Genomic DNA, 19942 nt, shown 5'->3' on the forward strand with positions numbered 1-19942 from the left:
CATGGGTTCGGATCCTCACCGTCTGAGAGACACCGACTGAGAGTTACCGCCTGAGAGTTACCGCCTGATGCGCAGCCCCTTGGGCGTGGCCCCGAAGCCTGCGGACTCGAACGCGGCCGCGGCGGATGAGGTGTGGACGGGTTCGCCGCCGAGGGTGGTGACCGTGAGCGGCCCGACCGCCCCCGATCGCACGACCTCCGCGAGCGCCGAGGCCGCGAGCGGTACGGCCTCCGGGCGATCGTCGAGCACGAGCACCGTGCGACCGCCGCGTTCGACGAACAGGACGCACAGCCCGTCGACCAACACGACCAGCGCCCCCGCCTTACGGCCGGGCCGGTGACCGGACCCGGCGTCCACACCGCGCGGCCAGGGCAGTGCCGCGCCGTACGGGTTGGCCGGGTCGGTGGCGGCGAGGACCCGGACGACGGGAGCGTCGGTGCCCGAGGGCCAGTGCGCGTCATCGGCGGTGTCGTCGTAGGCACGGAGTCTGTCGATGGTGTTGCCGGTGGCGAACTGAGCGGCGCCGAGCCCGTCGACGAAGTAGCCGCGCCGGCAGCGACCCGAGTCCTCCATCTGCGCCAGGACCTTGTAGACGGCGGCGAACCCGCCCGGGATCTCCTCGGCCTCGACCGCGCCCCGGGTCACCACGCCGTGGCGCAACAGCAGGGTCTCGGCCCAGGCGTGGGCGCGCAGGGTCGCGTCGGTGACCGGTTCGGGGACCAGCGACCACCGACCGGCGAGCACCGGCGGGGTGCGGCTGCCGGCAGACATGGCGCCGTTGAGCTGCGCCATGGAGGTCCGGCCGAGGCGGGCGCGACGCGGCCGGGCCGTGGAACGCCGTGAGCGGTGCGCGGTGCCCAATCCAGACGAGCCGCCACCGGCAAGGACCGCGCGCAACGGGGCGAGCGTGTCGTTGGTGACCAGCCCGTCCCACACCAGGTCCCACAGCGCGTCACGAACCGCGGCCTCAGTGATGGGCGCCTCGGTGACGGGCGCCCCGGTGACGGGCGCCCCGGTGACGGCGGGAGACTCACCCGCTGCCGGCTCCTTCACCCGCGCGACGACGTCACGGAAGAACAGCGCCCCGCCACGTAGGGACTCGATGACGGCGAGGTGGACCGGCCCCTCCGGCTGCAGGCGATCAAGCGGCAGGGTCGCGCCGGCGGTGTCGGCCGGGTGCAGGGAGACCCAACCGTCGCGGGATCCCGCGCGGCCGCGCCCACTCCAGATCACCTCTCCCCCGGCGAGGAGCTCGTCGAGCATCGCCGGCGAGTAGTCACGCACGCGGGGCGCCAGGACGAGCGGCTCGAGCGCGGAGGCGGGCAGCGCGAGGCCGTCGAGTTGTTCGATCACCGCGAGCACCCCGTCGACGCCCGACTCGGCGCCGCGCGACTCGACTTCACCCGACTCGACTCCACCCGACGCAGCCGCCCCCAGGCTCTGCCAGCCGGGCAGGAACCGGGCGAGCGCCGTGTGCGAGACCGGCTCGATCTGACTTCGCAGCGCCGCCAGCGACCGCCGACGGATGTGGCGCAGCACCTCGGCGTCGCACCATTCCGGTCCCGACGCCCCGGGCCGGAACTCTCCCGCCAGCAGGGTCCCGGCCGAGGTCAGCCGGTCGAGAACCCCGCGGGCCACCGCCACCCCCAGGCCGAAGCGCCCCGCGAGGGCGTCCACCGTGAACGGACCATGGGTCCTCGCGTAGCGCCGGACCAGTTCGCCGAGCGGATCCTCGACGTCGCCGAGGAAGGCCGAGGAAACCCCGGGCGGCGGCGGCACCCCCAGCCCGTCCCGGAGTCTGGGCACGTCCTCGACACCGGCCCACCAGGTACACCCGGCGTGCTCGAAGGTGACCACGCGGAACGCCTGTGACAGTGTCGTCAGCCACCCGGGCACGGCCTCGGGCTCGGTCGACCGATCGGCTATCTCCTCCGCGGTCAGCGGGCCGAGCAGTCGCAGCAGGTCTGCCACGGCCTCGGAGTCGCGGGCCGCGCGATCGGGCTCGAGGTGTTGGAGACGGCGTTCGATCGAGTCCAACACCGGGGCGTCGAGCAGCTCCCGCAACTCGACGCGACCCAGGAGCTGGCCGAGCAGGGACGGGTCGATGGCCAGGGCGGCGGCCCGTTTCTCCGCCAGCGGCGAGTCGCCTTCGTAGAGGAACGCGCCGACGTAGTCGAAGAGCAGTGACTGGGCGAACGGCGACGCGCTCGGGGTGTCCACCTCCACGATCCGGACGTTCCGGGACTCGATCTCACCCAGCAGCCGCTCCAGCGCGGGCACGTCGTAGACGTCCTGCAGGCACTCGCGCACGGCCTCGAGGATCATCGGGAAATCCGGGTAGCGGCGTGCCACGTCGAGTAGCTGGGCCGACTTCTGGCGCTGCTGCCAGAGCGGCGCCCGTCGACCCGGGTCGAGGCGCGGGAAGAGCAGGGCTCTCGCCGAGCACTCCCGGAATCTCGAGGCGAAGAGCGCCGACCCGCCCACGTGGGTGGTGACCAGGTCCACGGCCTCCTCGGCGCTGATGGCGAACGTCTCGGCTCCCGGTCGGGCGCCGGCCTCACCGTCGTCATCGATCGTGTCCGGGACCCGCAGGATGATGCCGTCGTCCGACACCACGGGCACCGCGTCGAACCCGTGCGCGGCGGCGAGCCTCGCGCGCACCGCCTCCGCCCACGGCCAGTGCACGCGGGCCCCGAACGGCGAGTGCAGGACGACGCGCCAGTCCCCCACCTCGTCGCGGAAGCGCTCCACCACCAGGGTCGTGTCACTGGGGATGTGGCCGGTGGCCTCGCGTTGTTCGGCCAGGTAGCGCCGCAGGTTGGCCATCGCGTTGGCGTCGAGACCAGCGGCCTCGAGGCGGGGGCCCACCTCGTCGTCGGGCCCGTGTCCCACCTCGCGCAGGAACCCGCCGAGGGCGCGCCCCAGTTCGGCCGGGCGCCCCTGGTCGTCACCGAGCCAGAACGGCAACCGTCCGGTCCCGCCGGGAGCGGGCGTGACCAGGACGCGGTCGTGGGTGATCTCCTCGACTCGCCAACTCGACGCCCCGAGGGCGAACACGTCTCCGACCCTGGACTCGTAGACCATCTCCTCGTCGAGCTCGCCGACCCGGGTCGCCTTCTCCCCCACCATGAACACACCGAACAGCCCGCGGTCGGGGATGGTGCCGCCCGAGGTGACGGCCAGGCGTTGCGCTCCCGGGCGGCCGGTCAGGGTCCCGGCGTCGCGGTCCCACACGAGCCGCGGCCTGAGTTCCGCGAAGTCCGCCGACGGGTACTTGCCCGCCAACATGTCGAGCGTCGCCTCGAACGCCGACCGCGGCAGCCCGACGAACGGGGCGGTCCGGCGTACGGCGGCGAACCAGTCCTCCACGTCGATCGGCTCGAGAGCGCACGCGGCCACCGTCTGCTGCGCGAGGACGTCCAACGGGTTGGTGATGACCGCCATCGCCTCGATCGCGCCGCCGATCATCCGCTCGACGGTCACCGCGCTGTGGAGCAGGTCGGCGCGATGCTTGGGGAAGACCGCCGCGCGGGAGACCTCGCCGACCTGGTGCCCGGCGCGGCCGACACGTTGGAGCCCCGAGGCCACCGACGGCGGCGATTCGACCTGCACCACCAGGTCGACCGCACCCATGTCGATCCCCAGCTCGAGCGACGACGTGGCCACCACGGCGCGCAACCGACCGGACTTGAGGGCGTCCTCGATCATCGCCCTACGCTCCTTGGACACCGATCCGTGGTGCGCCATCGCCAGCTCCGGCGGGGCGCCGCGGGAGACCTCCGACGGCACCATGATCTGTGCTGGTGGCCGGGCCGGAGCGGGCGGAAGGGACCCCGGATCGGTGTCCTCCGCGTGGATCTCGTTGAGCCGGGCGGTCAGGCGTTCGGCCAGGCGTCGGGAGTTGACGAACACGATCGTGGAGCGGTGCGCGGTGACCAGGTCGACCACCTGCCGCTCGACGTGCGGCCAGATCGACCCCTCACCCGGGGTGCCGGGCGGCGCCGTGACGTCCGAACCGGCCGAGGACAGGTCCGTCATGTCCTCCACGGGCACCCGCACCGTGAGCTCGAAACGCTTGTCGGATCCGGGCGCCACCACCGTGACGGGCCGCTCCCCCGCCAGGAAGCGGGCCACCTCCGAGTGCGGCCGGACGGTGGCGGACAGGCCCACCCGCTGGGCGGGGGTCTCCAGCAACTCGTCCAGACGCTCGAGGCTCAGCGCGAGATGGGCGCCCCGCTTACTGGCGGCCACCGCGTGGATCTCGTCGATGATCACCGTGTCGACCGTGGCCAGGGTCTCGCGCGCGGCGGAGGTGAGCAGCAGGAAGAGCGACTCGGGGGTGGTGACCAGCACGTGCGGCGGCCTGGCGCGCTGCCGGCGGCGCTCGTCCGGCGGGGTGTCACCGGTGCGGATCCCCACCGTCACGTTCGCGGTCTCCACGCCGAGGGCCGCCGCCTCCCGCGCGATCCCGGCCAGTGGCGCCCGGAGGTTGCGCTCGACGTCCACGGCCAGCGCCTTGAGCGGGGAGATGTACAGCACGCGGGTGCCCGGCGCGGGCGTGGCCGCGCCGCTGTCGTGATCATCGCTGCCGTGATCATCGCTGCCGCTGCCCAGCATCAGCCGGTCCAGCGACGCGAGGAAGGCCGACAATGTCTTGCCCGACCCGGTGGGCGCCACCACGAGGGTGTGCGCGCCGCTCGCGAGTGATCCCCACGCGCCCACCTGTGCGGGGGTGGGGCGGTCGAACGCGCCGCGGAACCACGATGCCGTGGCCGGGTGGAACCGCTCGAGTACGTCGGACATGAACTCATGATGGCGCACGCCTACGACATCGACCCGACCCGCGCCCCGCCTCCGTAGGCTGTCGACATGCGCAAGACTGTGAGCATGCACAGCGACAGCATGCGCGATCTCGACGACGACGACCTGGCCTACTTCCTCGCCACCGGGATCGGGGAGATCGTCAAGGGCACCCGGGCCGGGGGGCTGCTGCGCGGGCGCTCTCTCGCACGGGTCGCCAACGAGGTCGCGCAGAACTGGACCGACGAGGTGTTGGCCGTGCACCGACCGGACGACGGCACCCTCTCCGAGGGGGTCTCGGACGACCTCAGTCGGCTGGAGAAGTCGAGGGTGTGGATCATCGACGTCATCGACGGCACCAAGGAGTTCTCCACGGGCCGTTCGGACTGGTCGGTCCATGTCGCGCTCGTCGTCGACGGGCACCCCACCGTCGCCTCCGTGGGACTTCCCGACTCGGGTCGCGTGTTCCGCTCAGACCAGGTCGCCCACGTCGACGGCCCCCACTCCGGGACCATGGTGATCAGCCGCAACAACCCCCCGGCCGGGGCGCGCCAGGTGGCGGACGCCCTGGGCCTGGACGTGAGACCGATGGGGTCTGCCGGCGCCAAGATGCTGTCGGTGCTGCTCGGGGACGCCGACGCCTACCTCCACGCCGGCGGTCAGGACGAGTGGGACCAGGCCGCGCCGGTCGGCGTCGCCCTCGCGGCGGGACTGCACGCCTCCCGCCTCGACGGCACGCCGATCCAGTTCAACAAGGCCGACACCCACTCCCCGGACGTCCTCATCTGCCGCCCCGAGCTCACCGAGAAGATCCTGGCCGCGACGGCCGCCCAGGCCACTCGAACGTAGACTGACCGCATGACCGTCCCCACCCCGTACGAGGACCTGCTCCGACTCGTCCTGGAACAGGGCGCCGCCAAGTCCGACCGCACGGGAACGGGCACGCGGAGCCTGTTCGGCCACCAGCTGCGCTACGACCTGGCGGCGGGATTCCCCCTGATCACGACCAAGCGCGTCCACTTCAAGTCGGTGGCCTACGAGCTGCTGTGGTTCCTGCGCGGTGATTCCAACGTGGGGTGGCTGCGGGAGAACGGCGTGAGCATCTGGGACGAATGGGCTGACGACGACGGCGAGCTCGGCCCCGTCTACGGGGTGCAGTGGCGGTCCTGGCCCACCCCCGACGGTCGACACATCGACCAGATCGCCGCCTCGATCGAACTGCTGCGCACCGACCCGGATTCGCGGCGCAACGTCGTCTCCGCATGGAACGTCGGCGAGCTCTCGGACATGGCCCTGCCGCCCTGCCACCTGCTGTTCCAGTTCTACGTGGCCGACGGCAAGCTGAGTTGCCAGCTCTACCAGCGCAGCGCCGACCTCTTCCTGGGCGTGCCGTTCAACATCGCCTCCTACTCACTGCTCACCCACATGGTGGCGCAACAGGTGGGGCTCGAGGTGGGCGAGTTCGTGTGGACCGGGGGCGACTGCCACATCTACGACAACCACGTCGATCAGGTCCGCACGCAGCTGACCCGGGACCCCTACCCCTACCCGGAGCTGCGCCTGCACCGGGCGGACTCGGTCTTCGACTATCGCTTCGAGGACTTCGAGGTGGTCGGCTACGAGCACCATCCGGGCATCAAGGCCCCGGTCGCGGTCTGAGTCGGGAGCACGCAACCGTGCCGGTGCGGATGGTGTGGGCGCAGGCCCGCGGCGGGGTGATCGGTGACGGCCGGGACATGCCGTGGCACGTCCCCGCCGATCTCGCCTTCTTCAAGGAGGCCACGGCGGGCCGGGCCGTCGTCATGGGCCGCACCACGTGGGACTCGATCCCCGTGCGCTTCCGGCCTCTGCCCGGCAGGCGCAACATCGTGTGCACGCGCGATCCCGGGTGGTCGGCCGAGGGCGCCGAGCGCGCCGGATCGGTGGACGAGGCCCTGGAGATGGCCGGCCCCGATGCCGCCGTGATGGGGGGCGGCCAGATCTACGCCACCGCACTCGCCGCCGCAGACGAGTGCCTGGTCACCGAGATCGACGCCGACGCCCCCGGGACGGTGCTGGCGCCGGAGCTGGACGAGTCGTGGGAGCGGGTCGAGGTGGGTGAGTGGATCGCCGATCCACGGAGCCGCGTCCGGGGTCACGACGACGAGGTCAGGCACCGACACACCGTGTGGCGTCGACGGCAGGGCTGAACCGGCCGGGACCGCGCCGGCTAGAACCACTTCCAGGTCTTGGGGATCTTCTCCCCCGCCCCGAGGATCTTGATCTTGACGCCGGCCATGAACCCGTTGATCTCGATGTCCAGATGGGGGCCGCCGCGGATGTCGTAGCGCCCCTCGTCGATCTTGAGCTCGGACCACGTCCGGTTGCCGGTGACCGCGACGGAGACGCCCGGCGGGAGCAGGATCTTGGCGTTGGCCCCCCAGAGGTCCAGTTGGAGGTGGGTGCGCGGGCGGTCGACCACGGCCTCGCGGGCATCCAGGTAGATCTCGCCCATCCAGGACGTCAGCCGGTAGTCGTCCGGCAGTGACCAGCGACCTTCCCGCTTGAGCGTGTCGAAGACCGAGGTCTTCTTGTGGCTCTCGTCGACGGTGATCGCCCCGGTCTGACGAGTGGCCGGCACTCTCGCCGAACCCGGGTCCGGCCCCGTCGCGGGCCCCGCCGGTAGTCCGCTCAGGGCCACCTCGAGCTCCGCCGGGCAGGTCGCGGCCCAAATCTTGGCGGCGCGGTCCGAGAACTCGGCGAGGGACAACTCGCCCCGACCGACCATCGCCTCCAGCCTCTGCTGTGCGAGGGCCCGCGGGTCGATGTACGGCTCTTGGGTCATGCCCCCAGGCTACTCAGCGGGTGAGGTCCTTCATCATCGACCGCATCTGGACCGACAACTCGTCGGCCATGTCCTGCAGACCGCCTGAGATGACCTGCGCCAGCAGCGCCGGGTTCTGCGCCTCGATGACACAGCCCCCGGCCGATTCACGGACCACGACGTTGCAGGGCAGCAACAGCGCCACGTCCTTGCTCACGTCGAACGCGTCTCCGGCGAAGCCGGGATTGCACGCGCCCAGGATCAGGACGCGCTCGATGTCCTTGTCGATCTTCGTCTTGAGCGTCGCGGTGAGATCGATCTCGTGGAGGATCCCGAAGCCACGCTCGGCGAGCGCAGCGCGGGTCGCCTCCACCGCCTCGTCGAATCCCATCTCCGTGTACGTACCGATTCCGACGTCCATGTCTCAGTCCTCACGTCTGTGGTCGGGTGGTGTCTCCGCGTTCCGGGCCAGCATCCCACGCCCCGCGGCCCGCGGTCAGGCGAGCGAGAGGAACAATTTCTCCAGCTCCGCGACCGTGATCCCGTCCTCGCCGGTGTCCCCGTCGCTCTTCAGGCATTCCTGGATGTTGGTGCTGATGATCTTGAACCCGGCCCTGTCCAGCGCCTTGGAGACCGCCGCGAGCTGTGTGACGACCTCCTTGCACGGGCGCTCCTGCTCGACCATGTCGATCACCGCGTTGAGCTGTCCCCGCGCCCGGCGCAGCCTGTTGAGCACCTGCGTCCTCGCCTCGTCGTCAGCCATCTCGGGCCCTCCTGCTCTTCTCCGCGGATACGGGATTCGATCCAGAACCCGATTGTACCCGTGGGGGTATCGGTGTCCAGTCCCCACTGACGATGAGGGCCCCGGTCCACCCACGCGGGGGAACCGGGGCCCGCGCCCACGACAGGGGCCGAAGGGGCAGTCGTCGTGGGCCCAGTCGTCGTGGACTCAGTCGTCGTGGACGATGATGCCGCGGACCATACCCTGGCCGCCGGACTCCATGATCTCGTAGCCCTCGTTCACCTGGTCGAGTGTGAACCGATGCGTGATCAGCTCGTCGAGCTTCAATTGCTTCTCGTCCCACAGGCGCAGGATGTTCGGGATGTCGTGGAAGGCGTTGGCCGAGCCGAACAACGAACCCTTGATGACCTTCTCGTACTGCGAGACGAACAGACCGGTGAGGTTGATGGACTGGTTGTCGAGCCCGCCCATGGACGTGAGGACCACGACCCCGCGCTTGCCCACCATGTCGGTGGCGTCGGCGGTGACCTTGGCGTCGGCCACGCCGATCGTGATGATGGCCTTCTCCGCCATGTTGCCCCAGGTCATTCCCGGGAGCTCGGCCTTCGCCTGCTCGACATCCGAGTAGACGTGCGTGGCGCCGAACTCGGTGGCCTTGGCCAGCTTCGACTCATCGGTGTCGATGGCCAGGATGAATCGCGCGCCGGCGTGCTTGGCACCCTGGATCGCGTTGATCCCGATACCGCCGATGCCGAACACCACCACGGTGTCACCGGCCCGGACGTCGGCGGAGTAGACGGCCGAACCCCAGCCGGTGGTGACGCCGCAGCCCACGAGCGCCGCGACCTCGAACGGGATCCAGTCCTGGATCTTGACCACCGAGTTCATGTTGGCGACGGTGTACTGCGAGAACGTGCCGAGGGTGCACATGGCTCCTGCGGTCTCGCCGTTGGCCAAGGCGAACGGGTAGCGGCCGTCGGCCATCTCGCCGATCGTGCCGTTGAGCCCGCCGTCGCAGAGGTTGGTCATGCCGCGCGCGCACGCGGAGCACTTGCCACAGGCCGGGATGAACGAGCCCACCACGTGGTCGCCGGGTTGGACGTGGGTGACACCCACGCCGACGGCCTCGACGACGCCCGCGCCCTCGTGGCCGCCGACGATCGGCAGGCGGCCGGGCAGGTCACCGCTGGTGATGTGCAGGTCCGAGTGACACAGACCGGCAACCTTCCACTTGACGAGCACCTCGCCGAAGTTGGGTCCGTCGAGTTCGGCCTCGACGATCTCGAACGGCTTACCCAACTCGCGGGCGATGGCGGCCTTGGTCTTCATGCGACTCCCTCCGGGCGCGACGAGCGGAGCCCGTCACTGGAACGTGTTCTCATCACGGTATCCGCATTGTTGCATCGGGTGTCGCAATTCCGAGAACCTGTTCCAGTTCCGGCTCGATCGTTCGCGGAGGCGGAGGGTCGCGCAGGCCGTGCAGGATCAGGCCTGGGCGTCGCCCTGCTGGGCCTGCGCCTCCTCGACGGCCTTGCGGACCTCGTCCATGTCGAGCCCCTTGATCTGCTCGACCAGGTCGTCCAGCGCCTGCTCCGGGATCGCACCGGAGTGGCGGAACACGGCGATGCCCTCGCGGAACGCCATGAGCGTCGGGATCGACTGGATCTGCAGCATCGCGCCGAGCTGCTGCTCGGCATCGGTGTCGACCTTGGCGAAGGTCAGCTCGGGGTTCTTGCCGGAGACCTTCTCGAAGACCGGCCCGAACGCCTTGCACGGGCCGCACCACTCGGCCCAGAAGTCCACCAGGACGATGTCGTTCTCCGTGACGGTCTTCTCGAAGTCGGCGGTCGTGATCTCGACGGTGGTCATACGAATGCCCTCCTAGTGGGACGGGGCGACTCTCGTCCCGTCGTTTCTCGTCGCCAGCCTACGGACAGCCCGCGCCGGCGACGACCTTCTCGCACGAACAATACCCATGAGGGTATTGCCGACCGTGCAGTCAGGACCAACGCCTCCCGATCGGGGTTATTCCCCTGCCGCCCCCGGGCGGGGCGGGGAGCCCATGACCTCCGCGAGAAACCACTCGAGCTGATCGAGGAAGACCGCGTTGTCGTCGCCCGCCACCATGTGGCCGGCGTCCGCGACCTCGTGGGTGTACGCGTGTGGGAGGTGCTCGAGGAGGTGGGCCACCGACTCGTCACTGACGATGTCGGAGCGCGAACCCCGGATGAGCATGGTGGGTTCGACCACATGGGGCACGATCCCCTCGAAGTAGTCGTTCCCGATCTCGGCGTTGTCCCCCGTCGCGCCCGCGACGAATCGCGGGTCCCAGTGCCAGTACCACCGGCCGTCGTTCTTCTGTCGCAGGTTCTTGCGCAGTCCGTCGAGGTTGGCCGGGCGGCGACGGCCCGGCTGGTAGGCGGCGATCGCGTCCGCGGCCTCCTCGAGGTCCGCGAAGCCCTCCAGGCCCGACCGCATGAAGTCGCCGATCCGCTCGACGCCCTTCGACTCGATCCTGGGCGTGACGTCCACCAACACGAGCGCCCGGGCGACGGATTTGGCCGTCCCGAGCGCCAACAACCCGGTCAGCCCCCCGAGTGAGGCCCCCACGAGCACCGGCAGGCGGCCGGGGAACCGCGAGGCGACGATCAGCTCGAGATCGTCGACCATGCGGTGGATGTCGTAGTCACCGTCGTGTGCCCAGTCGCTGTCACCGTGCCCGCGGGCGTCCATCGTCGTGACCCTGTACCCCTCCGCCGCGAGGCGCCGGGCGGCGCGGTTCCACGAGTTCCGGGTCTGCGCCCCGCCGTGGAGCATGAGGATCTCGTCGACGGGATCCGCGCCGCCGTGCGGCTCCCACACGTCGCCCACGAGAGTCCCGGCCGCTCCGGCGAGCGTGAACGACCGGGGTTCGACGGTATGGGCCTGGGTGTCGCTTCTCGTCATGGTGAGCCTTCCGCCCCGCACTCCCACCGATCAGTGGAACGTGTTCTCGTTCGGTTCTACCACGACGCGCCGGATATCACCCGCGCGGCCAGATCCTCGGCCACCGCGAGCACCGAGACGTAGGGGCCGCACCGGGGCAGCGACGGCAGCACCGAGGCATCGGCGACCAGCAGCCCCTCGCAGCCGAGGACGCGCCCGGACCCGTCCACCACCTCGCCGATCCGTGCCGAACCCGACAGGTGCTGGGAGGTCGACGGGACGGGTCCCGGCCGGCCGCCGTCCGGTCGGGTGATCCCCAGACGATCGGCGACCAGACCGGCGGCCCCGGCGAGAGCGGCGGCGTCCCGGGCGTCGTCGCCCAGCACCACGCGGACACCGCTGCTTCCGACACCGCTGTTCCTGGTGATCTCGCCACGGCCGACCGGGTTCATCAGGGCCACGCCGATCCGGTGCGGCTGGGGGGCGAGACCGGGGACCACCCGGTGCAGCGGGACCGCGTACGGCCGCACCTCGAACTCCGCGATGCCCGTGGGTCCGGGCAGCGCGAGCCGCACGACGTGTGAGAGCAGGGGCTCCACGGGGACCTCGACCGCAGAGCCGGTCCCTGGGGACTCACCCGCCCGGGTCCGCCTCGCCGGGGTCCACTCGGCCGGCAGGTCCAGCAGGACCTCCGGATGCTCCTGCGTCCCCCGGCCCACCGGGTGCCCGGACTCCGGTCCGATCCCCGAGCCCAGCAGGAGTGCGGCGGTCCCGATCGACCCCGCGCTCAGGATCACCTGGCGGGCGGCGATCTCGTCGTCGTCGAGCACCACGCCGTCGCACCGCCCCCCGGTACGCCCGCCGACCCACCGGAGCCCGCGGACGGTCGCGCCCGTCACCACCCGCACGCCCGCGCCCGCGGGATCCCAGGCGTCGAAGGCGGTGACACGCCGGCCGTCGCGCCGCGCCTGGGCGATGGCGGACACCCGACCGGGGAACGCCGCCGCCACACGAGAGGCGACCAGGCCGGCGGGCGCGAGGCGCGGCCGCAACCGCTCGGTCGCCCGGGCGAGACCCACCTCGTACCGGCGGGGCCAGTCCGGGCCCCACGCGGCGAGGTCGGACGGCCGGGCCGGGGCGCAATACCCGCCGTTGACCGCGCCCGACCCGCCGAGTGTGCGACCGCGCGGCAACTCCACCGCCGAGGAACCCAGCGTCGCGGGATGTCGCGAAACCACCCGGGACCCGGGGCCTATGTCGAGCACACCGGCGCGCGCGGGTGCCCGATCGGACCCCGCCTCGAGCAGGACCACCTCCGCCCCGGCCTCGGCCAGGCGGCGGGCCATCACGCATCCGGCCGGCCCCGCCCCCACCACCACCACGTCTGCGGCGCGCACCCCGTGGGCCCTCATCGTCTGAGCTCCGGTCGCAGGGCGCGCGTGGATCGGGCGTCCCACGCGGAGCGCCACACGCCGACGCCGTAGGCCAGGTCGTCCAGACGGTGCAGGACAACGTGGCCCGCCGGCTCGTCGACCGGGAGCCGGCCCGGCTCGCGGGCCGACCACCAGTGCCACAGCCCCTCGGCCGCCGCGGCCACCACCACGCGTCGACGCAGGCCGCGGGCGAGGCGGCTGCGCGAGCGCGCGGTCGCCGCCAGGACCACCGCGGTGAGCGGCCAGTAGGGGCGCAGCACCGCCTCGGGCAGCTGCCGGATCGAGGCCCCGGCGCCGCGTGCGACCAGTTCGGCCGCGGCGCGGTCATCTCCGGTCAGGGCCCGGGTCCTGTGCCACGCCCGTCCGGCCGCCGCCGTCGCCACGAGCACTCCGACGGGGGTCGCGCTCCAGAACCCCAGCGCCACCGCGAGCGACCACGGGGCGGCTACCGCGGGTGCCACGTGCGCGCCGTGCCGGTCCGCCAGCGGGGCAGCGCCCCGGCCGTAGAACGCCCTCCGACCCAGCAAGGGCCCCACGGTGGTGCGGTGCCGGTGGGCCACCAGCGACGCGGGTTCGTAGCGGATCAGTCCACCGGCGTCGTCGGTGCGCCAGCACAGGTCCACGTCCTCGGCCACCCGCAGCCGCTCGTCGAACGGCCCCTCTCCCCCACCGCCGGGAACCGTGGGCAGCCGGTCGGGCCGCACCGCCAGGGCCGCGCTGGGGACGTACGCCACTCGGGTCCGCGGCCGCACCCGCGCCGGTTCGGTCCCCATGTCCAGTGCCGAACGCGCGGTCTCGTAACCGCGGACCCAGAACCTGCCCGGATCGGCGGCCACGATCCGGGGCGCGACCGCCGCCACCCGCGGATCGTCGAGGTGCGTGAGCAGAGGACCCAGCCATCCGGGCCGCGGGATCACGTCGGCATCCAGGTATACCACGACCTCGGCACCGCCCGAGATCGCGACGGCCGTGCCGGTGTTGCGCGCCGCGGCCGGGCCCCGCGAGTCGCCGTGCCGGACCACGCGGACCGGGCCGGGCGCGATGGACGGGGCAGACGGGACAGACGGCATCGCGAGGGGAACCGCCGAACCATCGTCGACGACGACGACCCGCAGTCCGCGCGCGATGTCGGCCCCGAGGGTGTCCACCAGGGCCGCGACACCGTCTGCGTCGTCGTGGACGGGGACCACCACGGCGACGGCGCCCAGGTCTCTCGCATCGACGGGTCCGCGGACGTCGGGGTGGGCCATCCCGCGGTCGGTGAGCGCCCTTGCCAGAGCGGCTCCGGCGGGGGTGTCGGTGGGGATCGTCCCCGCGCCCAGGAGCGCGGCCACCGCGGGAGACGGGGTGACCAACGTGACCGGATCCCCGCCCAGCACCCGGACCACGCCGCCGCGCTGCAGCACCCGGGTGCGCCGGTCCAGCACGACGGGCGGGACCGTCATCTCAGCATCACCGTCATCGCAGCATCCCGTCGGACCCGCCCGGCTGCCACCGCGCGAGACGGCCCCCGGCATCGGTCAGGAGTTCCTCCCACAGCCTGCGGCCCTCGGCGGCGGTGGCCGTGGTGGGATCGCCCAGGACCCCGGACGGGCTCACCGCGGCCACGCCGCCGGCGCGCAGGGCCGGCAGGATCTCCGCCAGGGGGCGCGTGCACCCCGCGGCCGCGCGCTCCATGTGGACCAGCTCGGGGTGCAGGTGCAGCATCAGCGAGGTCTCGGCGTGACCGGCGTGGGAGTCGGCGGGGTCCTCGGACGTCCGACACGGCAGCCACGCGGCGTCGCGGCCCTCGACGCGCAACCTCGGGATGGCGCGGCGCAGCGCGTCGACGTTGCCGCCGTGGCCGTTGACCACCAGGAGACGGGTGGCCCAGGTGGACACCGACCGGCCGAGCTCGACCACCGCGTGCTCCAGCGCCTCTGTGCCGAGGGACACCGTGCCGGGGAACGACTGGTGCTCCCCGCTCGCACCGTAGGCGAGAGCGGGGAGCACGTGGGCATCCGCGACCACGAGGCCGCGTGCAGCCTCGAGGCCGCGTGCTGTCGCCACCGCCAGCAGGGTGTCCGTCTGTGTGGGCAGGTGCGCGCCGTGCTGCTCGGTGGCGCCGAGCGGCAGCACCGCCAGGACTGGCTCGATCGTCAGACCTTGATCGCGCCCATGTCGACGGTGAAGGTCGACGCGGTGATGGTGCGGGAGGAGTCCGATGCCAGGAACAGCACCGAGTCGGAGATGTCGTCCGTCGTGGCCATGCCCATGCCCAGGATCGGCGTGAAGTGCGGCAGGAACTGGGGCATGTTGCTGAACACGTCGTGCGCGGCCGGGTCCTCGGCCCCCATCGGGGTCAGCACACCGTAGGGGTGGATCGTGTTGACCCGGATCCCGTGCTCACCCAACTCTTTCGCGGTGGTCTGTGCCAGACCCACCACGCCGTACTTGGACGCCGAGTAGGGCGACTGCACCGGCATGGCCTTGAGTCCCGCCACCGAGCTCACCAGGACGATCGACCCACCGTTGTCCGCTGCCAGCATGTGCGGGATGGTGGCCTTGAGGGTCTTCCAGTACCCGGTGAGGTTGATGTCGATCGTGTCCTGCCACTGCTGCTCGTCGATCTCCCAGACCTTGCCCCAGTTGCAGATGCCGGCGTTGGCGATCACCACGTCGAGACGGCCACCGAACTGCGCGACGCCACGCGTGACCAGATCCTGTTGGAAGGCCAGGTCGCGGACGTCTCCGACCTCGGCGAGGATCTCCCCGCCCTCGGCCCTGACCTTCTCCACCGTCTGCGCGAGATCGTCCTCGGTGGCGGCCTTGTAGCCGACGTGGTCCGACGGCGAGGCGCACAGATCCATGCCGATGACCTTGGCGCCCTCGCGAGCGAAGCGGATGGCGTGCTTGCGGCCCTGACCGCGGGCGATACCGGTGATGTAGACGACCTTGTCGTCGAATTCTCCCATTGACTCGGCTTCCCTCTTCTCTACAGGTGCACAGACGCGGCGCCCGGACGGGCGGCCCCGGAGGTCACTCTCCCAGGCGACGCATGAAGTCGTCGGGGATCACGTAGTCGTCCCTGCCGAGTTCGGAGATCGATGACTTGCTCAGGCCGATCAGGCTGGAGTCCAGGCCCGAGCGCAGGATGTCCAGCACGTTCTCCACACCGGCCTGGCCGTTGGCGCCCAGGCCCCACAGGTACGCGCGGCCGATCATCACGGCGCGGGCGCCCAGCGCGAGCGCCTTGGCCACGTCCGACCCGCGGCGGACGCCGCCGTCCATGAGCACCTCGACCCTGCCGTCGACGGCGTCGACGATCGGTCCGAGGCAGCGGATCGACGCGGGCGTGCCGTCGAGGTTGTTGCCACCGTGGTTGGAGACCGAGATCGCGGCTACTCCGGCGTCGACCGCCCGCTTGGCGTCGTCGATGCGGGTGATGCCCTTGAGCATCACCGGGCCGTCGAAGTTGTCCACGACCCAGGCGATGTCCTCCCACGTGGCCGGCGGGGTCCCCATCCACTCGCCGTATGCGCCGAAGAAGGTGGGGCCCATCTCGCCCGGGGGGACCAGGTTGGGCGTGGTGAGGTCGGGGAAGCGCTTGTTGACGACGACGTCCCGGGCCCACTCCGCGGCCCAGCGCGGACGCACCGCGATCTCCGGGGCCAGCGTGAGCATGGCCTTGGCGTCGAGCTTCTCCGGGATGGTCGGGCTGCCCCAGTCGCGGCCCATGGAGAACGACCAATCGGTCGTGAGGATGACGCCCGCGGCACCGGCGGCCTTGGCCCGCTCGAGGCGCTGGAGGACCTGCTCCTTGCCGCCCAGCCAGTACACCTGGAAGAAGGTCTGCGGATTGGCCGCGATCACCTCTTCGATCGGCTTGGAGGCGAACGAGGACAACCCCATCGCGGTACCGCGGGCGGCGGCCGCTCGGGCCACGTCGACCTCGCCGTCAGGGGTCACGGCCTGCACCCCGGTCGGCGAGATCATCACCGGCATACTGATGGGCTGACCCATCACCGTGGTGGCCATGTCCCGCTCGGCCTTGGCGCCGATCACGTGCGGCTTGGGGCCCAGCTCGGCGAACGCGGCGGTGTTGTCGTCGATCGTCACGCCCTCTTCACTGCCCGCCACCAGCGCCATGTAGACGCTCCGGGGCAGCTTCTTCTTGGCACGACGCTGGGCCTCGGCGACCGACTCGAACCAGGGGTTGGTGCGCCAGGGGTTGGCCTCGGCGATTTTCGACAGGCGGGACACTGGAGATGGCTCCTTCTGGGAGATCGGGACGGTCGGGTCAGACCGGGGACTCGTCGCACAGGCTGGTGGGCCTGCGCGGCGGGGTGGTGACGAGGGTCAGCGGGACGGGCCCGGTGGGCTGCTTGCGCGCGGCCAGGCCCTTGACGCGGGAGTGGTCCTGTGACGGCGAGGGGATGTTGCGCTCGGCCGCGAGCAGTCCCTCGCCGTACCCCTGGACGCACTCGGGGTCCGGCCCGTCCATGGGCAGACCGGTGAAGAACTTGGCCGCCATGCACCCGCCGCGGCAGCTGTCGTAGAAATCGCAGGACGCGCAGGCCCCGGCCGACTGCGGCTCGCGCAGCTCGCGGAAGAGCTCCGAGGTCTGCCAGACGGTCTCGAAGCCACCGTCCGAGACGATGTTGCCGGCGAGGAACTCCTCGTGGATCGCGAACGGGCAGGCGTAGACGTCGCCGATCGGATCGATCAGGCACACCACGCGCCCGGCGCCGCAGAGGTTGAGGCCGGGCAGCGAACCCTGGCCGTCGCCGAAGGCCGACAGGTGGAAGAAGCTGTCCCCCGTCAGCACGTTGGAGCCGTGCTCGACCAGCCAGTCGTAGAGGTCCTTCTGCTGCTCGGGCAGCGGGTGGAGGTCGTCCCAGACGTCGGCGCCGCGGCCCGAGGGACGCAGGCGGGTGATGCGCAGCGTCGCGTCGAAGCGGTCTGCGAGTGCCTTGAACTCGTCCAACTGGGTGACGTTCTCGCGCGTGACCACCACGGAGATCTTGGCGTCGGTGAAGCCGGCGTTCTGGAGGTTCTCCAGGGCACGGACCGCCATGTCGAACGAGCCCGGACCGCGGACCGCGTCGTTGACCTCGGCCGTGGCGCCGTCCAGGGAGATCTGCACGTCCACGTAGTCGCTGGCGGCCAGGCGCTGCGCCACCTTCTCGTCGATGCGCACGCCGTTGGTGGAGAACTTCACGCCCACCTGGTGGCTCGTGGCGTAGTCCACGAGCTCCCAGAAGTCGGGGCGGACGGTGGGCTCGCCACCGCCGATGTTGACGTAGAAGACCTGCATCTTCTGCAGCTCGTCGATGATCGCCTTGCACTGCTCGGTGCTCAGCTCGCGGGGATCCCGCTTGCCCGACGAACTCAGGCAGTGCACGCAGGCCAGGTTGCAGGCGTAGGTGAGCTCCCAGGTCAGACAGATCGGGGCGTCGAGCCCGCGCTCGAACTGGTCCACGAGTCGGCCGACGGGTGCGGGGGCCGCCGGGCGGCTGAGCGTACTGGTCATGAGGTCTCCTCGATCATGCGCGAGGCGGCGAGCTGCCCGAGCGCGTGCAGGTACAGGCGGGCGGTCCCGGGGTCGTCGATCGGTACCCCGGCGGCAGCGCACGCGGCGCGGGCGGTGGGGTGATCGGCGAGGATGCGGACCACCTCGACGATGGTCGGCGACTTGAGAAAGCTGAGCTTGCGGGTGTGGAAGTGGTAGAGCAGGGCCCCGAACGGCTCGGGACGCAGTGCCACCCCGGGGTGCAGGCGCCAGCCGGCGTCGAGATCGAAGGCCGCGGGCGCGGAGTCCTGCCCGGCGCCGGCCGGCGCTGCAGCGGGTTGCATCTCAGTAGACCCCGCACATGCCGTCGATCGAGACCTCCTCGATGAGGGCCTCCTCCAGCACTACCTCGGTGTTCTGGGTGTTCTCCACGGCGGTTCCTCTCTTCAGACCTGATGGACGTCTCACCTCTCGAGGTGAGACCTGCATCATATTGGCACTTGGTGCCAATTGCAATGGTTGCTCCTCTAGGCTTTTCTGTCATGGTGACGACCGAGCCGGACGACAGCCGCATCCCCGGGCGGCGCCCGTCCACGACGCGGGCCTCGATCGTGACCGTGGCACTGGACCTGTTCGAACGCCAGGGATACGAGTCGACCAGCGTCGACCAGATCGCCGAGGCCGCGCACATCTCCCGCCGGACGCTTTTCCGCTACTTCCCCGGAAAGGCCGCGATCGCGTGGGGCGAGTTCGACGTGCAGATCGACGGGATGCGGCGTGAGCTGAACGAGATCCCCGCCACCACCCCACTCCGGGACGCTCTCGCGGACTCACTCGTCGCGTTCAACACCTTCCCCGACTCCGAGACGCAGGTGCACCGCCTGCGGATGGGCCTTCTGCTCGGAGTGGACGAACTGCAGGCCCACTCGACGCTGATGTACGCCGACTGGCGGCGCGCCGTCGCCGAGTTCGTGGCCGCCCGCCGCGGGGAGGCCGTGCACGACCTGATCCCCGCCGCCACGGCCTATGCCGCACTGGGGATCGCCATCTCGGCCTATCGGCGCTGGGTGAGCGAGCCCCACGCGGACCAGGCCCGGCTCCACGAACTCCTCAGGCAGGGGACGTGCATCCTGGCCTGAGGCGGACGGCCGGGCGGTGGGCACCGCGGTGCATCCGGTGGTGCACGACACCCGGAACCTACCGGGGAGTAATATCTCCCGAATGACCGACACCACGCCCGTCCAGCCGACGCCCACCCAGACGTTCCGCCTCTGGCAGAAGGCGACCCGGCTGCCCTTCGGCTCGCGCCTGTTCAGCGCGGCCGTGAGCCTCAAGGCCCCCTACTTCCGCACCGTTCTCCCGCACGTGGTGGACGTGCGGCCCGGACGGTGCGAGGTGCGCGGCCCGGGCTGGTGGGGCAACCGCAACCACATCGGCACCTTCCACGTGATCGCCGCCTTGAACCTGGCCGAAATGGCGATGGGCGTGCTCGCCGAGGCGACCGTGCCGGCCACCCACCGGTGGATCCCCGTGGGCATGAACGTGCGCTACCCGGCCATGTCGACCGGCGGCTTGACCGTCACCGCCGAGTGGACCGAGCTCCCCGACTTCGCGGCCATCACCAGCGGCCGGGACGTCGAGGTACCGCTGCGCTTCGTCGACGACGCCGGCGTCGAACCGGTGGTCGGGTCCATCACCATCCGGGTCTCGCCCCGGAAGAAGACGCGATGACCCCCGGCCCCTGACTT

20 protein-coding genes are annotated in these 19942 nt (G+C 71.2%); 5 read left to right on the forward strand and 15 right to left on the reverse strand.

Going from position 1 to position 19942, the window contains the following annotated elements; translation table 11 throughout:
* Positions 1 to 57 precede the first annotated feature (57 nt).
* Positions 58 to 4803, reverse strand: coding sequence for an ATP-dependent helicase (locus NJE57_RS14290; RefSeq protein ID WP_319029175.1), 4746 nt, complete (start codon positions 4801 to 4803; stop codon positions 58 to 60).
* Between the two features lie 99 nt (positions 4804 to 4902).
* Here NJE57_RS14290 and NJE57_RS14295 point away from each other — a divergent pair, with 99 nt between their 5' ends.
* Genes NJE57_RS14295 through NJE57_RS14305 form a run of 3 tightly spaced genes read left to right on the forward strand, consistent with a single transcriptional unit; the run spans position 4903 to position 6989 of the window.
* Positions 4903 to 5649 (forward strand): inositol monophosphatase family protein, encoded by a 747-nt coding sequence (locus NJE57_RS14295; RefSeq protein ID WP_319029352.1) that lies wholly within the window; start codon positions 4903 to 4905, stop codon positions 5647 to 5649.
* 9 nt (positions 5650 to 5658) lie between these two features.
* On the forward strand, positions 5659 to 6459 hold the full coding sequence (locus NJE57_RS14300; protein ID WP_319029177.1) for a thymidylate synthase: 801 nt from the start codon (positions 5659 to 5661) through the stop codon (positions 6457 to 6459).
* A 17-nt stretch (positions 6460 to 6476) separates the two neighbouring features.
* The gene (locus NJE57_RS14305) at positions 6477 to 6989 is read left to right on the forward strand and encodes a dihydrofolate reductase (protein WP_319029179.1); all 513 of its coding nucleotides are present in this window, start codon (positions 6477 to 6479) and stop codon (positions 6987 to 6989) included.
* A 20-nt stretch (positions 6990 to 7009) separates the two neighbouring features.
* Here NJE57_RS14305 and NJE57_RS14310 read toward each other — a convergent pair whose 3' ends face one another.
* The 14 genes from NJE57_RS14310 to mftA form a co-directional block, all read right to left on the reverse strand.
* Positions 7010 to 7624: a DUF1707 domain-containing protein gene (locus NJE57_RS14310; RefSeq protein ID WP_319029181.1), complete on the reverse strand. Its 615-nt coding sequence runs from the start codon at positions 7622 to 7624 to the stop codon at positions 7010 to 7012.
* A gap of 13 nt (positions 7625 to 7637) precedes the next feature.
* Complete coding sequence (locus NJE57_RS14315) at positions 7638 to 8024, reverse strand: DUF302 domain-containing protein (RefSeq protein WP_319029183.1); 387 nt, start codon at positions 8022 to 8024, stop codon at positions 7638 to 7640.
* Positions 8025 to 8099: 75 nt separating this feature from the next.
* On the reverse strand, positions 8100 to 8366 hold the full coding sequence (locus NJE57_RS14320; RefSeq protein ID WP_319029184.1) for a metal-sensitive transcriptional regulator: 267 nt from the start codon (positions 8364 to 8366) through the stop codon (positions 8100 to 8102).
* Between the two features lie 186 nt (positions 8367 to 8552).
* Complete coding sequence (locus NJE57_RS14325) at positions 8553 to 9674, reverse strand: NDMA-dependent alcohol dehydrogenase (protein ID WP_319029186.1); 1122 nt, start codon at positions 9672 to 9674, stop codon at positions 8553 to 8555.
* Between the two features lie 156 nt (positions 9675 to 9830).
* On the reverse strand, positions 9831 to 10214 hold the full coding sequence (trxA, locus tag NJE57_RS14330; protein ID WP_319029188.1) for a thioredoxin: 384 nt from the start codon (positions 10212 to 10214) through the stop codon (positions 9831 to 9833).
* 156 nt (positions 10215 to 10370) lie between these two features.
* Positions 10371 to 11291, reverse strand: coding sequence for an alpha/beta hydrolase (locus NJE57_RS14335; RefSeq protein WP_319029190.1), 921 nt, complete (start codon positions 11289 to 11291; stop codon positions 10371 to 10373).
* A 56-nt stretch (positions 11292 to 11347) separates the two neighbouring features.
* Positions 11348 to 12682, reverse strand: a complete 1335-nt coding sequence (gene mftG / locus NJE57_RS14340) for a mycofactocin system GMC family oxidoreductase MftG (protein WP_319029191.1) — start codon at positions 12680 to 12682, stop codon at positions 11348 to 11350.
* Entirely contained in the window at positions 12679 to 14148 is a 1470-nt protein-coding gene (gene mftF / locus NJE57_RS14345) for a mycofactocin biosynthesis glycosyltransferase MftF (protein WP_319029193.1), read from the reverse strand. Before mftF ends, mftG begins: the two co-directional genes overlap by 4 nt.
* Before the next feature lie 13 nt (positions 14149 to 14161).
* The gene (mftE, locus tag NJE57_RS14350; protein WP_319029353.1) at positions 14162 to 14845 is read right to left on the reverse strand and encodes a mycofactocin biosynthesis peptidyl-dipeptidase MftE; all 684 of its coding nucleotides are present in this window, start codon (positions 14843 to 14845) and stop codon (positions 14162 to 14164) included.
* A complete protein-coding gene (locus NJE57_RS14355) occupies positions 14842 to 15657 on the reverse strand; it encodes a mycofactocin-coupled SDR family oxidoreductase (protein ID WP_319029194.1) in 816 nt (271 codons plus the stop codon). The genes mftE and NJE57_RS14355 overlap by 4 nt, the downstream gene beginning before the upstream one ends.
* Positions 15658 to 15721: 64 nt before the next feature.
* Positions 15722 to 16945 (reverse strand): pre-mycofactocin synthase MftD, encoded by a 1224-nt coding sequence (gene mftD, locus NJE57_RS14360; protein ID WP_319029195.1) that lies wholly within the window; start codon positions 16943 to 16945, stop codon positions 15722 to 15724.
* 37 nt (positions 16946 to 16982) lie between these two features.
* Positions 16983 to 18215 carry a mycofactocin radical SAM maturase gene (gene mftC / locus NJE57_RS14365; protein ID WP_319029196.1) on the reverse strand — a complete coding sequence of 411 codons (1233 nt, stop codon included), beginning with the start codon at positions 18213 to 18215 and terminating at the stop codon, positions 16983 to 16985.
* Positions 18212 to 18538, reverse strand: a complete 327-nt coding sequence (gene mftB / locus NJE57_RS14370) for a mycofactocin biosynthesis chaperone MftB (protein ID WP_319029197.1) — start codon at positions 18536 to 18538, stop codon at positions 18212 to 18214. Before mftB ends, mftC begins: the two co-directional genes overlap by 4 nt.
* Position 18539: 1 nt before the next feature.
* The gene (gene mftA / locus NJE57_RS14375; RefSeq protein ID WP_067716580.1) at positions 18540 to 18626 is read right to left on the reverse strand and encodes a mycofactocin precursor MftA; all 87 of its coding nucleotides are present in this window, start codon (positions 18624 to 18626) and stop codon (positions 18540 to 18542) included.
* A gap of 110 nt (positions 18627 to 18736) precedes the next feature.
* Between mftA and mftR the strand changes: the two genes are divergently transcribed.
* Positions 18737 to 19333 (forward strand): mycofactocin system transcriptional regulator, encoded by a 597-nt coding sequence (gene mftR, locus NJE57_RS14380; RefSeq protein WP_319029198.1) that lies wholly within the window; start codon positions 18737 to 18739, stop codon positions 19331 to 19333.
* 82 nt (positions 19334 to 19415) lie between these two features.
* Complete coding sequence (locus tag NJE57_RS14385; protein WP_319029199.1) at positions 19416 to 19925, forward strand: hotdog fold domain-containing protein; 510 nt, start codon at positions 19416 to 19418, stop codon at positions 19923 to 19925.
* Positions 19926 to 19942: the final 17 nt, after the last annotated feature.

The sequence above is a fragment of the Dietzia sp. PP-33 genome, assembly GCF_033790845.1.
GTDB lineage: Bacteria > Actinomycetota > Actinomycetes > Mycobacteriales > Mycobacteriaceae > Dietzia.

What these genes read in the sequence shown, in the direction of transcription:
- NJE57_RS14290 (WP_319029175.1), bottom strand. Translation starts at nt 4,803, where the DNA reads ATGTCCGACGTACTCGAGCGGTTCCACCCGGCCACGGCATCGTGGTTC.
- NJE57_RS14295 (WP_319029352.1), top strand. Translation starts at nt 4,903, where the DNA reads ATGCGCGATCTCGACGACGACGACCTGGCCTACTTCCTCGCCACCGGG.
- NJE57_RS14300 (WP_319029177.1), top strand. Translation starts at nt 5,659, where the DNA reads ATGACCGTCCCCACCCCGTACGAGGACCTGCTCCGACTCGTCCTGGAA.
- NJE57_RS14310 (WP_319029181.1), bottom strand. Translation starts at nt 7,624, where the DNA reads ATGACCCAAGAGCCGTACATCGACCCGCGGGCCCTCGCACAGCAGAGG.
- NJE57_RS14315 (WP_319029183.1), bottom strand. Translation starts at nt 8,024, where the DNA reads ATGGACGTCGGAATCGGTACGTACACGGAGATGGGATTCGACGAGGCG.
- NJE57_RS14320 (WP_319029184.1), bottom strand. Translation starts at nt 8,366, where the DNA reads ATGGCTGACGACGAGGCGAGGACGCAGGTGCTCAACAGGCTGCGCCGG.
- NJE57_RS14325 (WP_319029186.1), bottom strand. Translation starts at nt 9,674, where the DNA reads ATGAAGACCAAGGCCGCCATCGCCCGCGAGTTGGGTAAGCCGTTCGAG.
- trxA (WP_319029188.1), bottom strand. Translation starts at nt 10,214, where the DNA reads ATGACCACCGTCGAGATCACGACCGCCGACTTCGAGAAGACCGTCACG.
- NJE57_RS14335 (WP_319029190.1), bottom strand. Translation starts at nt 11,291, where the DNA reads ATGACGAGAAGCGACACCCAGGCCCATACCGTCGAACCCCGGTCGTTC.
- mftG (WP_319029191.1), bottom strand. Translation starts at nt 12,682, where the DNA reads ATGAGGGCCCACGGGGTGCGCGCCGCAGACGTGGTGGTGGTGGGGGCG.
- mftF (WP_319029193.1), bottom strand. Translation starts at nt 14,148, where the DNA reads ATGACGGTCCCGCCCGTCGTGCTGGACCGGCGCACCCGGGTGCTGCAG.
- NJE57_RS14355 (WP_319029194.1), bottom strand. Translation starts at nt 15,657, where the DNA reads ATGGGAGAATTCGACGACAAGGTCGTCTACATCACCGGTATCGCCCGC.
- mftC (WP_319029196.1), bottom strand. Translation starts at nt 18,215, where the DNA reads ATGACCAGTACGCTCAGCCGCCCGGCGGCCCCCGCACCCGTCGGCCGA.
- mftB (WP_319029197.1), bottom strand. Translation starts at nt 18,538, where the DNA reads ATGCAACCCGCTGCAGCGCCGGCCGGCGCCGGGCAGGACTCCGCGCCC.
- mftR (WP_319029198.1), top strand. Translation starts at nt 18,737, where the DNA reads ATGGTGACGACCGAGCCGGACGACAGCCGCATCCCCGGGCGGCGCCCG.
- NJE57_RS14385 (WP_319029199.1), top strand. Translation starts at nt 19,416, where the DNA reads ATGACCGACACCACGCCCGTCCAGCCGACGCCCACCCAGACGTTCCGC.